General features: G+C 58.0%; 13 protein-coding genes. 9 read left to right on the forward strand and 4 right to left on the reverse strand.

The annotated features are described in order from the left end of the window. Positions 1-2: 2 nt before the first annotated feature. On the reverse strand, positions 3-500 hold the full coding sequence (locus tag N7D90_RS05045) for a DUF6231 family protein (protein WP_261741148.1): 498 nt from the start codon (positions 498-500) through the stop codon (positions 3-5). Positions 501-648: 148 nt separating this feature from the next. On the opposite strand from N7D90_RS05045, the gene N7D90_RS05050 reads away from it, so the two are divergent. The 3 genes from N7D90_RS05050 (at position 649) to N7D90_RS05060 (ending at position 2,507) form a co-directional block, all read left to right on the forward strand. Next, a complete protein-coding gene (locus tag N7D90_RS05050) occupies positions 649-1,338 on the forward strand; it encodes an OmpA family protein (protein ID WP_261741149.1) in 690 nt (229 codons plus the stop codon). A gap of 139 nt (positions 1,339-1,477) precedes the next feature. Continuing rightward, positions 1,478-1,756, forward strand: coding sequence for a DUF1145 domain-containing protein (locus N7D90_RS05055; protein ID WP_261741150.1), 279 nt, complete (start codon positions 1,478-1,480; stop codon positions 1,754-1,756). Next, positions 1,749-2,507 carry a collagen-like protein gene (locus N7D90_RS05060; protein ID WP_261741151.1) on the forward strand — a complete coding sequence of 253 codons (759 nt, stop codon included), beginning with the start codon at positions 1,749-1,751 and terminating at the stop codon, positions 2,505-2,507. Before N7D90_RS05055 ends, N7D90_RS05060 begins: the two co-directional genes overlap by 8 nt. A 180-nt stretch (positions 2,508-2,687) precedes the next feature. Here the strand turns inward: N7D90_RS05060 and N7D90_RS05065 are convergent, their stop codons facing one another. Continuing rightward, positions 2,688-3,152 carry a CopD family protein gene (locus tag N7D90_RS05065; RefSeq protein WP_261741152.1) on the reverse strand — a complete coding sequence of 155 codons (465 nt, stop codon included), beginning with the start codon at positions 3,150-3,152 and terminating at the stop codon, positions 2,688-2,690. Positions 3,153-3,250: 98 nt separating this feature from the next. On the opposite strand from N7D90_RS05065, the gene dinG reads away from it, so the two are divergent. From dinG to N7D90_RS05095, 6 genes are all read left to right on the forward strand, one after another. Further along, a complete protein-coding gene (dinG, locus tag N7D90_RS05070) occupies positions 3,251-5,395 on the forward strand; it encodes an ATP-dependent DNA helicase DinG (protein ID WP_261741153.1) in 2,145 nt (714 codons plus the stop codon). Between the two features lie 95 nt (positions 5,396-5,490). Then, on the forward strand, positions 5,491-7,842 hold the full coding sequence (locus tag N7D90_RS05075; protein ID WP_261741154.1) for a beta-galactosidase: 2,352 nt from the start codon (positions 5,491-5,493) through the stop codon (positions 7,840-7,842). Between the two features lie 253 nt (positions 7,843-8,095). Continuing rightward, positions 8,096-9,241, forward strand: a complete 1,146-nt coding sequence (locus N7D90_RS05080) for a serine hydrolase domain-containing protein (RefSeq protein WP_261741155.1) — start codon at positions 8,096-8,098, stop codon at positions 9,239-9,241. Between the two features lie 109 nt (positions 9,242-9,350). Next, entirely contained in the window at positions 9,351-10,523 is a 1,173-nt protein-coding gene (locus N7D90_RS05085) for an OmpA family protein (RefSeq protein WP_261741156.1), read from the forward strand. A gap of 23 nt (positions 10,524-10,546) precedes the next feature. Next, positions 10,547-11,194: a pyridoxamine 5'-phosphate oxidase gene (gene pdxH / locus N7D90_RS05090; protein WP_261741157.1), complete on the forward strand. Its 648-nt coding sequence runs from the start codon at positions 10,547-10,549 to the stop codon at positions 11,192-11,194. Between the two features lie 192 nt (positions 11,195-11,386). Next, on the forward strand, positions 11,387-11,851 hold the full coding sequence (locus N7D90_RS05095; protein ID WP_095002981.1) for a glycine zipper 2TM domain-containing protein: 465 nt from the start codon (positions 11,387-11,389) through the stop codon (positions 11,849-11,851). A gap of 74 nt (positions 11,852-11,925) precedes the next feature. Here N7D90_RS05095 and N7D90_RS05100 read toward each other — a convergent pair whose 3' ends face one another. Together N7D90_RS05100 and nhaA are read right to left on the reverse strand one after the other, a co-directional pair. Beyond that, positions 11,926-12,525, reverse strand: a complete 600-nt coding sequence (locus N7D90_RS05100; RefSeq protein ID WP_261741158.1) for a hypothetical protein — start codon at positions 12,523-12,525, stop codon at positions 11,926-11,928. A gap of 96 nt (positions 12,526-12,621) precedes the next feature. Then, the gene (gene nhaA, locus N7D90_RS05105) at positions 12,622-13,803 is read right to left on the reverse strand and encodes a Na+/H+ antiporter NhaA (protein WP_261741159.1); all 1,182 of its coding nucleotides are present in this window, start codon (positions 13,801-13,803) and stop codon (positions 12,622-12,624) included. Positions 13,804-13,996: the final 193 nt, after the last annotated feature.

The following is a 13,996-nucleotide window of genomic DNA, read 5'->3' on the forward strand; positions in this document are numbered from 1 at the left end:
GGTTACCACCAATACTTGCCGAAGTTTTCCGGGTTGGCCCAAAACCTGGCATTGAGCCAGTCTGGTACTTGTTTGTACTCGCGTAGGTCGTAAGTAAATAGGGTCAGTACTTGTTCGTCACGCTGAAAACGCTCATTGCTTTGTAGGGCAAGAGAGAAAAAGTCGGTTTCTTTCCAATCGCAGGCTGCCAGGTCTGCCAGTACGGCGATGCGACTGGCATTCAGGTTGCGAATTCCGCCCAGCAGTTCCAGCCCTGTGCGCTTTGGCAGGTGTTCCAGGCAATCGATCACCAGTGCCAGGTCAAAGCGTTGTGCCGCCAGGTCCTGTGGCAAGGCGCCGGGGGCTGCTTGGGCGACCAGTGCCTCGGGGTGCGCGGCCTGAAAGGCGGCCAGTGCCGGGAAGTTGCTGGCGCCGACGACCAGCAGGCGCTGTGGCGCATAGCGATCAAGCAGTGCTGCCAGCGCTTGTTGGGGCGTACGCGTGGAAATATCGAGCGTCATTGAAAATCCTCAATCAGAGTGCTCAAGACTAGCCTGTGCGGGCCTCGCGGCCTAGACCCGTACTGTCACGATGCTGGCGCTTCCTTCAACCCGGGTCTTTACTTTCGGAGCATCGGCCAAACGCCGACCCCTCAGGAGAGACCCTAATATGAGCATCATCAGGACAGCAGTACCTTTGATTGTTCTCACCAGTGTGTTGACGGGCTGTGCCGGTTTACAAAAAACCGACTGGCCTACCTGTGCCGCAGTCGGTGGTGTAGGAGGAGCGGCGTTGGGTGCAATAAAAAGCTCCGCCTGGGCCGGGGGTGGCGCCGTGTTTGGTGCGGGTATGGCCGCAGCGTATTGCTGGGTACACGGCGACGGCGATGCGGACGGTGATGGCGTCCCTGACAGCCGCGACAAGTGCCCTGACACGCCTAAAGGGGTGACAGTCGATGCCGCGGGCTGCCCGATAGTGGCAGTGGTTGTGGTTGAAACCGTGGTGGTTAAGGAGGAAACCATCGTGGTGCGTGACGTTCATTTCGAATTTAACTCCGCCAAACTGACCGCTGCCGACAAGGACAAACTGAATGTCATTGCCGCACGTCTGAAAAAAGACGCTGCCAATGCTCAGCTTAAAGTCACGGGTTATACCGACAGCGTCGGTAGCGACAGCTATAACCTGAAACTGTCCAAAGAGCGCGCCCACTCGGTGGTCGAGTACTTGATCGACAGTGGCATCCCGCGCAGCCAGTTTGTCTCCGTGGCCGGTGCGGGCGAGTCGAACCCGGTTGCCAGCAACCACACCCCGGAGGGTCGTGCCCAAAATAGACGGACCGAGATTCAGATCATTCGTTAAAAAGGCACTGGGTGACAAGGTTCGCCGCAAGCTTGATCGGTAAGGTCAAACCCGCGGCGAATCTTTTTGTAAAGGTATCTGGCGTCGTGCTCCTGCAAGCCGTTAATGTGCGTCCAAAGAAAAATGCGAAGGCGGATATATGAAGGTGCTTTGGGGGCTGGGGAAGGCATTGACGCTGATGTTTTGGGGGCTGGTACTGATCAATCTGTTCAAGCCCTTGATCAACCCGTTCGATTTATTGATTAACCTCGTCGGTAGCCTGTTGCTGCTGGTTCATGTGCTTGAGGTACTGCTGTTCAAAAGCCGCCTGCAGGGTCGCCCGCATCCCTGGCGTGATCGCCTGCTGATGCTTGTGTTTGGTTTTTTCCATGCTCATATCCTTCCAACCTCCTGCGAACGAGACGCCAGCCATGCGTAAGTTGTGTTTGTTGGCCGCCTTGTGCAGCCCTTTTGCCCACGCTGATGTAGTACTGGTTGCAGCCAACTCGCTGATGCGCCTGCCCGCTAATGCCAGTGTGTTGCACCTGGAAAAACTGGATGTAGCTGACTACGGCACGTTGCTGATTCCGGCCGGAGTTACCCAGGTCAATATCGACCAGCTGCAGTTGGGCCGTGAAGCACGTATCACCCTGGTGCCGTCCGAGCGCGCAATCGAGTTGCGCGTGGCTCACGCGCAATTGGGCGAAGGCAGCCAAATCAATGCCCGTGGCGCTCCCGGGACCTTCGAAAAACCTGCTCGGCCAGCGCGTGATCTGAGCTTGCGCATTGAGTCGCTGCAAGCACCGCAACTGTCCATCGATGCCCGTGGCGGTACGGGGGCGCCGGGTTTTGTCGGACTTGATGGTGGTAACGGTGATGAGCCTGGTTGCACCTGGGGTTCGGCGGGTTCCGGAGCCGATGGCGACAACGGTGGCAATGGTCATCCGGGTGCGGCTGGGGGACAGGTGCGAGTCGAACTGCCTCGCGACTACCCGGCCGAGCAGGTTAGCGTGCGGGTAGACGGTGGTGCGGGCGGTAAACCCGGTGAGGCAGGGCGCCCGGGCGCAGGCGGAAAATCCAAAGGCTGTATTGTCTACAGCACCGATGGCGGTAAATCGGGTCGCGCAGGCCTGGTCGGGCAACCGGGTGACGTCGGTACAGCCGGCGCGGTGACTATTCAGCGGTTGTAACCCGTGCCGTACGCAAAAAATGTGTAGCAGCTGCCGAAGGAACGAGGCTGCGTTCGAGCGCGAAGCGGTCGTAAACCCTGAGAGTCGGGTTTAACTGATATAGCGCAATTTCTGATTTTGCGACTGCTTCGCAGCCGGACGCAGCCTCGTTCCTTTGGCAGCTGCTACAAGTTGTTATTCTTAAAACCCCGGCCGTGCCGCGGCAATCGTCACCAACACCAGCCCCACAATCAGGTTGCACCCCACCAGGCGCCGAATCCGGCCCATCACCACAGCTCCTTCAGCCCACGCCTGAGCTTCGACGGCTTTGCGCAATTCAGGCAGTTGCAGTGACTGAATGCGGATAAACAAGGCCACCATCACTATGTACAACCCCATCATGATTTGCACATAGCGCGGGGCCGTTTCAAAACCGTTAAAGCGCATCTGTAACAGGCCCACACCGCTTATCGGCAAAATCACCACCGCGATCCATACCCAGACAAAAAAACGTTGAAACACTTCAACCCACAGCTTTAACCGCGCAGGGCCTTCAAGGGCCGTGATAGCCGCTGGGCGCAGGATCATCCAGGCGAAAAACATGCCGCCCACCCAGATCAAGGCGGCCAATACATGCAGGCTGTAGGTGAGAGCAAAGGCAGTCATGGGGGTACTCCGTTCGGCGCGGGATGAATTAGCGGGGTATGATAGCGGCCATTCGAACCACTGAAAATTTATCCAGCGTTTCTTGCGCCCGAAGAATCATGATTAGTACCGAACTCAAAACCCAGATCCAGGGCGCTTACTCGCGTTTTCTCGAATCCAAGAGCCTCAAGCCACGTTACGGTCAGCGGTTGATGATCGCTGAAGTGGCGAAAGTGCTGGGCGATATCGACACCGACGAAGAAAACCACCGCAGTGGCGACCCGGCTGTGGTCGCCGTTGAGGCGGGCACCGGTACCGGTAAAACCGTGGCTTACTGCCTGGCAGCGATTCCTGTGGCCAAGGCTGCAGGCAAGCGGCTGGTAGTTGCCACGGCGACCGTCGCGCTGCAAGAACAGATCGTCTACAAGGACCTTCCCGACCTGATGCGTAACAGCGGGCTGAATTTCAGCTTTGCGCTGGCCAAAGGTCGTGGGCGCTATATGTGCCTGTCCAAACTCGACATGCTGCTGCAAGAGGGCCACGCGCAAACCGCGACGGCGCAGCTGTTTGAAGAGGAAGGCTTCAAGATTGAAGTCGATGAGGCCAGCCAGAAGCTGTTTACCAGCATGATCGAGAAGCTGGCCGGCAACAAATGGGACGGCGACCGCGACAGCTGGCCCCAGGCACTTGAAGATCAGGACTGGGCGCGTCTGACCACCGATCACAGTCAATGCACCAACCGTCACTGCCCCAACTTCGGCCAGTGTGCCTTCTACAAGGCCCGTGAAGGCATGAGTAAGGTGGACGTGATCGTCACCAACCACGACATGGTGCTGGCGGACCTCGCCCTGGGCGGCGGCGCGGTGTTGCCTGACCCGCGTGACACGGTCTACGTGTTCGACGAAGGCCATCACCTGCCTGACAAGGCCATTGGCCATTTCGCCCATTACACCCGTTTGCGCTCTACGGCCGACTGGCTTGAGCAAACCGCCAAAAACCTCACCAAACTGCTTGCCCAGCATCCGTTGCCGGGCGATCTGGGGCGTTTGTTGGAGCAAGTGCCGGAGCTGGCCAAAGAGATCAAGGCCCAGCAACAGTTCATGTTCACAGCCTGTGAGCAAATTGCCGACTTTAAAGTAGGCGAAGAGCCTGAGGGCCGTGAGCGCCCGCGCCATCGCTTTATCGGCGGCTTGATTCCCGATCACATGCGTGAAATGGGCATCGAACTGAAAAAGGGCTTTTCGCGCCTGACCGATCTGTTCACCCGGCTGACCGAGATTCTCAAGGACGGCATGGACGGTGAGGTCAACATCGGCATCACCAGCAACCAGGCCGAAGAGTGGTATCCGCTGTTTGGCAGCCTGCTGTCCCGTGCCCAGGGCAACTGGGAGTTATGGACCGCGTTTACCGTCGAAGACCCTGAAGACAACCCGCCAATGGCTCGGTGGCTGACCTTGGCTGAAAGCGGTTCGCTGTTTGATATCGAAGTCAACGCGAGCCCGATCCTGGCTGCTGAAATGTTGCGCCGTAACCTGTGGAACGTGGCCTATGGGGTGCTCGTTACATCGGCAACCCTGACTGCGCTGGGCACTTTCGATCGATTCCGCATGCGTGCGGGTCTGCCAAAAACCGCTGTAACGGCGGTGGTGCCAAGCCCTTTCCATCACGCCGATGCAGGGGTGTTGCGAGTGCCGGACCTCAAGGCTGACCCGCGCGACGCCACAGCCCACACGGCGGCGATCATTCGCGAGCTGCCTGGTCTGGTCGAAGGCTCGCGGGGCACGCTGGTGCTGTTTTCATCGCGCAAGCAAATGCAGGACGTATTCGACGGCCTGGAGCGTGACTGGCGTAAACAGGTGTTTATCCAGGGCAACCTGTCCAAGCAGGAGACCCTCAACAAACACAAGGCGCGGGTCGATGGCGGAGACTCCAGCGTGCTGTTCGGGCTGGCCAGTTTCGCCGAGGGTGTGGACTTGCCCGGCGCCTACTGCGAACACGTAGTGATTGCCAAAATTCCGTTTTCGGTGCCGGATGATCCGGTCGAAGCGGCCTTGGCCGAGTGGATCGAAGCGCGGGGCGGCAATCCCTTCATGGAGATTTCGGTGCCCGACGCTTCGCTCAAGCTGGTACAGGCTTGCGGGCGTCTGCTGCGAACCGAACAGGACCGCGGCACCATCACTTTGCTGGATCGGCGACTGGTCACTCAGCGCTACGGCAAAGCGATTCTTAATGCACTGCCGCCATTCAGGCGCGAAATTTCTTAAGCGCGAGTCGGCGTTATCGTCGACTTTGCTGTCTATGCTTTGACTTTCACCACCTCACAGGTCCGTTTTCGGCCGTTTGGGAGAACCAGATCCATATGATTCGCCGTTCGCTGTCTGCTGTTTTTGCGTTGCTGGTTACGACCCCGTTACTGGCGGCGCCTGCTGGTCAACAAACCCTGTTCAATTTCGTTCGCCCGGCCGATGTAGTGCAAGTGGCAACCGTGGATGCGAGTTTGCCGCAATACAATGCGGAGCAAACGGCCGAAGGCGAAGTGCTGCGTCGTGTGATCTTTAACCCGGCTGCAGCGCCAAGCCTGCGTTTAACGCCGCAAACCGGGGTGTGGGACTGGTCGCAGTCGGGGATGATGACCCTGCGCATCCAGAACGCCATGAACTGGGCGCTCACTCTGGACGTGACCGTACAAAGCAGTAACGGCAAAACCCTGATCAGCCGCGTCGACCTGCCTGCAGGCCCGGCGCAGACGCTGCTGTTGCCATTGAAGGCCAATACGCCGCATAGCCAGGGCATGCGCGCTGGTCCGCCGATGCCGATGACAGTTGATGGTCAGCGCATTTTGCTGGCCAGCAGCCAGGGTGAAATTGATCTGAGCCAAGTGGTCTCTGTGAGCTTGTCGATACCGCAACCGACCGCCGCGCAAAGTATTCTGCTGGAGCGCTTTGGGGTGCAGGACGGCGATGGCGTGATCAAGGCCGTGTATGGCTCGATTGTCGACGGCTATGGCCAGTCGACCCGGGCCAAATGGCCTGAGCGAATTGCCAATGACGACCAGCTCAAGGCCGCGGCAGCCAAGGAACAGCAGCAAATCAAGGGTTGGCTGGCCAGCCGTGCTGACCAGGACAAGTTTGGCGGCTGGCTCAAGGGCCCGGCATTTGACGCGACCGGTTTCTTTCGTACCGAAAAACGCAATGGCCGCTGGAACCTGATCACTCCTGAAGGCCACCCGTTTTACTCGTTGGGCCTGAACTCAGTAACGGCCAGCGATAGCCAGACCTACGTTGCAGGGCGTGAATGGATGTTCACCGACTTGCCAAAGGACGGTACTGCACTGGCCGGCTATTACGGTGCCGGGAACAATAACAACGGTAATGGTGCCTCGCAGGGACGTGGTTTTAACGCTGGGCGCTGGTACAACTTCTATGGCGCCAACCTGCAACGGATCTATGGCGAGCCTTGCGTAACAGCCAAGACAGAACCTGGCAGTGACCCTGCCATTCCGTGTGCGCCGCAAGTCTTTGATGCCAAACGCTGGCAAACCCATACCCTGGATCGCCTGCAAGCCTGGGGGTTCAACACGATTGGTAACTGGAGCGACCCGCAACTGGGCCTCAATGATCGTGTGCCTTACACCTTGCCGTTGTCGATTGTTGGCGACTACACCAGCATCAGTACCGGTACTGACTGGTGGGGCGGCATGCCTGATCCGTTTGACCCGCGCTTTGCCATGGCCACCGAGCGTGCCGTGGCCATTGCCGCGCGTGACCATCGGGATGATCCCTGGTTGATTGGCTACTTTGCCGACAACGAACTGGCCTGGGCTGGCCCGGGAGATGACCCTAAGTCGCGTTATGCGCTGGCCTTTGGCACTCTGCGCATGACCACCGACGCACCGGCCAAGCGTGCATTTCTCAAGCAGTTACGCGACAAGTACCGCAACCAGCAAGGTCTGTCCAAGGCCTGGGGTGTCGATATTCCGGCGTGGGAACTGATGGAAGATCCGGGCTTCGAGGCGCCTTTGCCTAATGCCGAGCACCCGGAAATCGAAGCTGACTATAAGTACTTCCAAAAAGTTTTCGCCGACACCTACTTCAAGACCATTTCCGATTCGCTGAAATGGCATGCCCCGAATCACTTGCTGCTGGGCGGGCGCTTCGCCGTCAGCACCCCAGAAGCCGTAGAATCCTGTGCCAAGTACTGTGATGTCCTGAGTTTCAACTTCTATACCCTGCAACCGCAGGACGGCTACGACTTCGCCAAACTGCGCGAACTGGACAAACCGGTGATGATTACCGAGTTCAACTTCGGTTCCCGCGACCGTGGCCCGTTCTGGGGGGGTGTGACCGAGGTGGCCAACGAAGATGCCCGTGGCCCGGCTTACAGTAAATTTCTCAAACAGGCCGTGGCTGAGCCATCGATTGTCGGCGTGCACTGGTTCCAGTATCTGGACCAGCCTGTAACCGGCCGCTTGCTGGATGGCGAGAACGGCCACTTCGGCATGATCGGCATTACCGACTTGCCGTTTACCGGCTTTGTTGACAGCGTGCGCAAGGCTAACCTGCAAGCTCTTGACCAGTTGAGCCAGGAAGCAGCAAAAGCTCAGACCCAAGCTGAAAAAACAGTAAAAGCCCCGGTGCATGCCTCTGATGATGGCAGTGGCGGGAGCTCTGGCGCGGGACATGCTGGGGGGCACTCGGGTAAAGGTCACTAAGCCTGCAACCATGCGTTATGGCTTGGGCACCAAAAAATCTGCAGCGCGGGGTCTACGCCTCGCTTTAAGCGGGATTTGTGCCCGGCAGGGTTTACCTTTTTCACAAAAAAACCACTCCGGTGCTGATACTTTGCGCGCCGACTCATCAGCGCACAAAAATTGTGCGCTCTGAGCTGTTTGCTCTGTTTCAAAATCTTACTGGTGCTGGAACAATGCACGCCTTGTAGAGCCATGCTTGATCCAGGAGGTGCGGGTGCAGATTCAGGGTTTTCACGACCTTAAGTTCGAAACAGTACGCGAAGCGTTTGCCGATCTTTTTAATGATCCGCAAGAGCGCGGCGCAGCACTGTGCATCCAGATCGGTGGCGAAACAGTACTCGACTTGTGGGCCGGTACGGCTGACAAGGACGGTGAGCAACCGTGGCATACAGACACTATTGCGAATCTGTTTTCCTGTACCAAAACCTTTACCGCTGTCACCGCGCTGCAATTGGTGGAAGAGGGCAAGCTGGAACTCGATGTTCCCGTGGCTCGCTACTGGCCTGAGTTTGCGGCTGCGGGCAAAGAATCCATCACGCTGCGCCAGTTGCTGAGCCATCGGGCCGGCTTGCCGGCGTTGCGTGAGTTAATGCCGCCTGCGGCGTTATATGAATGGCAGACCATGGTTGATGCGCTGGCCGCTGAAGCTCCTTGGTGGACGCCTGGCGAAGGTCACGGTTATGCCGCGATCACTTATGGCTGGCTGGTGGGCGAGTTGATTCGTCGTGCCGACGGTCGCAGTGCCGGTCAGTCGATCATGGCGCGCACAGCCCGGCCGCTGGGGCTGGACTTTCATGTCGGGCTGGCGGACGAGGAGTTTTACCGGGTGGCCCATATTGCTCGGAGCAAGGGCACTATGGGGGATGCGGCAGCGCAGCGTCTGTTGAAGGCGATGATGAACGAGCCGACATCCATGAGCACTCGGGCGTTCACTAATCCGCCCTCGATCATGACCAGCACCAATAAGCCGGAGTGGCGCCGGATGGAACAGCCTGCCGCCAATGGGCATGGCAATGCCCGTAGCCTGGCTGGTTTCTATAGTGGTTTGCTCGATGGCAGCCTGCTCGAAGCCGAGATGCTTGAGCAACTGACCCGCGAGCATAGCCTCGGCGAGGATAAAACCCTGCGCACCCAGACCCGTCTTGGACTGGGTTGCATGCTGGATCAGCCGACCGTGCCTAACGCGACCTTCGGCCTTGGTCCAAAGGCTTTTGGCCATCCTGGTGCGGGTGGGTCGATCGGCTTTGCCGACCCGGACCGAGAGGTAGCCTTTGGTTTTGTGACTAATACTCTGGGGCCTTATGTCTTGATGGACCCACGGGCGCAAAAGCTGGTGAGTGTCTTGGCTCAGTGCCTATAACAGGAGATTTGTAGGCCGTAGGTCGGAACTCTGTAGCTTTTCTGTTTTCAATACGTTTTTTATGTGGGCTTAGCGCCTCTTTATTCCTAATTCATTGTGTGGATATTCAATGTCATCTAATAAGACCCTCGCTCTGGCTCTTTGCCTGGCTATTACCGGTTGCGCACAAACTCCACAGAATGACGCCGAAGGCGGCCACAAATGGTGGCAGTTGGGTTCGTCCGACCAGGCGTCGACTCCAGCAGATAAAGGCGTCAGTGCTGCAGCCAAGCCAGCAGACACCAAAGTGACCCCGCCAGTTGCCAAGACTGCCGCGGCTCCAGCGCCAGTCGCCAAAACCGCTGCTGCCCCAGTGCCAGTTGCAAAAAATGCGGCTGCACCGGCAACCGTTGCCAAAGACAGCGGTTCTAGCTGGTGGCCTTTTGGTTCTGACTCCTCGAAAAAAGACGCCCCGGTTGAAAAGGCCAAAGTAGCGGACGTCGCCCCAGTTGCTGCAACCTCTACCAAGAACTGGTGGTGGCCGTTTGGTAGCGATGCCAAGGACTCCAAAGGCGCAACGGTTGGCGTGATCCCGATGCCGGATCCGAAAATCACCCAAGCCTGGTTGGATGAATACGAGCCACGCCTGCGTATCGCCATCAAAGACACCAACCTGCAATTGGAACGTCGCGAGAACCTGCTGGTGATCGTGGCCGCGGCTGACAGCTCGTTCAAGGCTACCCGTCCGGATTTGCTGATGCCGTCGATGCTTGGCCCGTTCACCCGTGTGGCTAAAGTAGTTGAAGGCGATCCCAAGACTGCCGTACTGGTACTTGGCCATGCGGACTCCGCAGGCGCCATGGCTTCCAATACCCGTCTGAGCCTGGATCGTGCCAAGTCGGTCGCGGCGATCTTCCGCATGAGCGGTTTGCAAAGTAACCGTCTGACCTTGCGCGGTATGGGTTCCGTGATGCCGCGTGCAGCCAACGACAGCAATGAAGGCCGTGCGTTGAATCGCCGGGTTGAAATCCTTATGACCCCGCAAGCCACCATGGTCGCGCTGGTCAGCAAGTACAGCCAGCCAGCCCTGTCGCCAGCCGATCTGGTCGCGGTACAGCCTGCAGTGGCACCTTCGGTTGCCAAGAAGAAGGCAGCGGCACCGGCTAAAAAAGGCGTCGTAGCGAAAAAATCTGCACCGGCGAAAAAGGCGGCAAAGCCGGCTCCAGCCAAAAAGTCAGTAGTCGCTAAGGCCAAACCCGCTGCAGACAAGAAAGTGGCAGCCAACGATCAGGCCAAGAACTGATTGATTCAGGAAAGGATTGCGTCATGACTCAAGCACTGGCCGATATGCGGCGTGATTACTCTCGCGACGGGCTGACCGAGGCTCAGGCCCCGGAAGAGCCTTTTGCGCTGTTTCATCAGTGGTTCAACGACGCGGTCAACACCGAGCAGCCGCCGGTCGAAGCGAATGCCATGACCCTGGCAACAGTAGATGGTGAGGGGCGCCCGCATTGCCGGGTGCTCTTGCTCAAAGGTCTGGATGAACAGGGTTTTACCTTTTTCACCAATTACACCAGCGCCAAAGGCCAGCAGTTGGCTGAGCGTCCGTTCGCGGCAATGACCTTTTTCTGGCCAACCCTGGAGCGCCAGGTGCGTATCGAGGGGCAAGTGGTCAAGGTGACGCCGCAAGAGTCCGATGCTTATTATCAAGTGCGCCCCTTGGGTAGCCGGATCGGGGCCTGGGCCTCGCCGCAAAGCCAGGTGATTGCGGATCGGGACGAGCTGGTCGAGTTGCTTGAGGCCACGCAAGCGCGCTTCAGCGACACCCAACCGCATTGCCCGGAACACTGGGGTGGCTACCGGCTACTGCCGCAACGGATCGAGTTTTGGCAGGGCCGTCCAAGCCGTTTGCACGACCGTCTTAACTATCGAAGTGACGGCAGTATCTGGACGCGTGAGCGGCTGGCGCCCTGAAAGCGTAAGCTGCGCCGCACGCGCGCAGTGCAAAATGGCTGTTACAAGCTACGCTTTGCGCAAGTTTTGAAATGGAAGAAGGCTCTGTTTTTACTGTACAGGGCCTGAATAGAGCTTTTTTATCCGCGCTGAAACGTGACAGGTCACTGGCTGCGGAGTTTAATGAATCCCTGATCTTTTGGAGTTGATCCTATGCGTAAATCCGTTCTGTTAGTTGCAGCCTTCTCAACCATGACTGTCTTGTTGGGCGGCTGCACCTCCAGCTTGACCGGCGACACCTACTCGCGTGACGAAGCTCGACGTGTACAGACCGTTCGTATGGGTACTATCGTTGCCTTGCGTCCTGTACAAATCGAAGGCACCAAAACCCCAATCGGCGCCGCGACTGGTGCCATCGTGGGTGGTGTTGGCGGCAGCGCCATCGGCGGCGGTCGTGGCAGCATCGTGACAGCTGTTATCGGCGCAGTAGCCGGTGGCCTGTTGGGTTCGGCAGCCGAATCGGGTCTGACCAAGACCCAGGGTGTAGAAATCACCGTACGTGAAGACGACGGCAGCACCCGCGCTTATGTACAACAGGTTGAGCCGAACCAGGTATTCCGTACCGGCGAGCGCGTGCGCATCATGACCGTTGACGGTACTAGCCGCGTTACCCAGTAAATCGGGTTACAGCGCTAAAACAAAACCCCGGCCAGTGCTAACTGGCCGGGGTTTTTTTACGTCTCTAAAACGGCTCAGGACGAATGTTTGAACGCCTGATCTGCCCCGGATAGCGATATGGCTATGCGGTCCAGCAAACGTTCAGCCGTGTATTTAGGCAGGCAGTTGAACGCCAGCACCACTGCCAGCCCCATCACCAAAGCGGGCCGCGGGATGTTACTGATGTCGTGTTTTTTCAGGCTGAACAAAAATACACACGCGGCAACCGAGCCGATCAGGGCACCTGCTATGGCTTCCGGCAGTGGGTGGATGGTATGGGCCACGTAATTGATGGCGAACCACCAGGTCGCCAGCAACCCCGCACCGAGCACAGGCCAGCGCAAGCGTTGATCGAGCTGTTGGCACAACAGGTTGAGCATCACGGTGAAGACCAGGCAGGCGTTCATCGCGTGGCCGCTGAAGACCGCAATGCCCAGATCATGCAGGCCAATGCCCCAGCCCTTGAACAGGATCTTGCTCACGCCCACGATCAGGTACGCAGACACCAGCACGCCCAACCACAAAAGAGCGATTTTTTTCGACGCGGCAGACCATAGCCAGGCAGCAATGACCAACGCTGCCGGAAACATCACGGTAATGCCCGCGTATTGCACTATCTGAAATTTTTCGGCCACGATATTCTCTTTTGGCGGTTTACAAGCAACAAGGGCAACGCAGGTAATGTGCGTTGCCCTTGTTGCGGTCCAGCCCGCTCCCACATTAAAGCAGGGTCACGCTACCGGTTGTTTACGGCTGAAGAACAGCGTCACGGAATAGCCGATCAACGCTGCCAGGATCGAGCCGGTCAGGATACCCATGCGGTCCATGCCCACATAGTCGCTGCTGCCCGCTACGAACGCCAGCGAGCCAACGAACAGGCTCATGGTAAAGCCGATGCCGCACAGAATGGCCACGCCAAGTACCTGGCCCCAGTTGGCCCCTGCTGGCAGTGTTGCCATGCCGATCTTGATGGCGATCCAGGTCAAGCCGAAGACACCTACGGTCTTACCGATCAGCAAGCCCGCAGCAATGCCCATCGGCACATGGCTGACGAAGCTGTGCATGCTGACGCCCGTCAAGGATACCCCGGCATTGGCGAATGCAAACAACGGCAGGATCGCATAAGCCACCCACGGGTGCAGCGCATGCTCGATGGTCAGTAACGGAGAGGGTTCGGAATTTTTGGTCCGCAGCGGGATACAGAACGCCAGGGTCACACCCGCCAGCGTGGCATGCACACCGCTTTTGAGTACGCAAACCCAGAGGATCAGACCGATGATCATATAAGGCGCGACCTTGATCACCCCCATGCGATTCATCGCAATCAGAGCCACCAGGCACGCGGCTGCCAGCATCAACGACACACCGGACAGTTCGCTGGAATAGAACACCGCAATCACGATGATTGCGCCCAGGTCATCGATGATCGCCAGGGTCATCAGAAACAGCTTGAGCGATACCGGCACACGTTTGCCGAGCAAGGCCAGCACGCCGAGGGCGAAGGCGATGTCGGTGGCCATGGGGATCGCCCAGCCACCGAGTGCGTCCGGGTAGTCCTTGTTGATGTACCAGTAGATCAGTGCCGGTACGACCATCCCGCCAATCGCGGCTGCACCGGGCAGCACGACTTGCGAGGGCTTGGACAGCTGGCCATCGAGCAGCTCGCGTTTGACCTCCAGGCCGATCAGCAGAAAGAACAAGGCCATCAGGCCATCGTTGATCCACAGCAGCGAAGGCTTGGCGATTTGCAGGGCGCCGATCTGTACCGCTACCGGTACGTCCAGAAAGGCCGTGTAGTAGTGGGAAAGCGGTGAGTTATTGATGATCAGAGCCAGAGCGGCCGCGGCAATCAACAGCAGACCGCTGGCAGCTTCCAACTGAAAGAAACGAGTGAAAGTGCTACGCAGAGGCAAGGTCGCTCTCCATCGATTAAGTAAAGGGTGCGACACCCTAACCTGTGGGGATAGTTGTTAAAACAAAAACTATATTCTTTTTTGTTATAAGCGGGAGCGTGATCTCACATCGCTAAAGAGCCTAGCAGTTGTGTGTCAAATTGAGTCTGTTTTGTGTCTGTAGCGGCCGTAGGAAATGCCTTAGGATTAGTTG

This window comes from Pseudomonas fragi, from assembly GCF_025426255.1.
Taxonomy (GTDB): Bacteria; Pseudomonadota; Gammaproteobacteria; order Pseudomonadales; family Pseudomonadaceae; genus Aquipseudomonas; species Aquipseudomonas kulmbachensis.

Bases quoted from the DNA above. Each gene is read 5' to 3' on its own strand.
- N7D90_RS05045 (WP_261741148.1), bottom strand. From the start codon at position 500: ATGACGCTCGATATTTCCACGCGTACGCCCCAACAAGCGCTGGCAGCA.
- N7D90_RS05050 (WP_261741149.1), top strand. From the start codon at position 649: ATGAGCATCATCAGGACAGCAGTACCTTTGATTGTTCTCACCAGTGTG.
- N7D90_RS05055 (WP_261741150.1), top strand. From the start codon at position 1,478: ATGAAGGTGCTTTGGGGGCTGGGGAAGGCATTGACGCTGATGTTTTGG.
- N7D90_RS05060 (WP_261741151.1), top strand. From the start codon at position 1,749: ATGCGTAAGTTGTGTTTGTTGGCCGCCTTGTGCAGCCCTTTTGCCCAC.
- N7D90_RS05065 (WP_261741152.1), bottom strand. From the start codon at position 3,152: ATGACTGCCTTTGCTCTCACCTACAGCCTGCATGTATTGGCCGCCTTG.
- dinG (WP_261741153.1), top strand. From the start codon at position 3,251: ATGATTAGTACCGAACTCAAAACCCAGATCCAGGGCGCTTACTCGCGT.
- N7D90_RS05075 (WP_261741154.1), top strand. From the start codon at position 5,491: ATGATTCGCCGTTCGCTGTCTGCTGTTTTTGCGTTGCTGGTTACGACC.
- N7D90_RS05085 (WP_261741156.1), top strand. From the start codon at position 9,351: ATGTCATCTAATAAGACCCTCGCTCTGGCTCTTTGCCTGGCTATTACC.
- pdxH (WP_261741157.1), top strand. From the start codon at position 10,547: ATGACTCAAGCACTGGCCGATATGCGGCGTGATTACTCTCGCGACGGG.
- N7D90_RS05095 (WP_095002981.1), top strand. From the start codon at position 11,387: ATGCGTAAATCCGTTCTGTTAGTTGCAGCCTTCTCAACCATGACTGTC.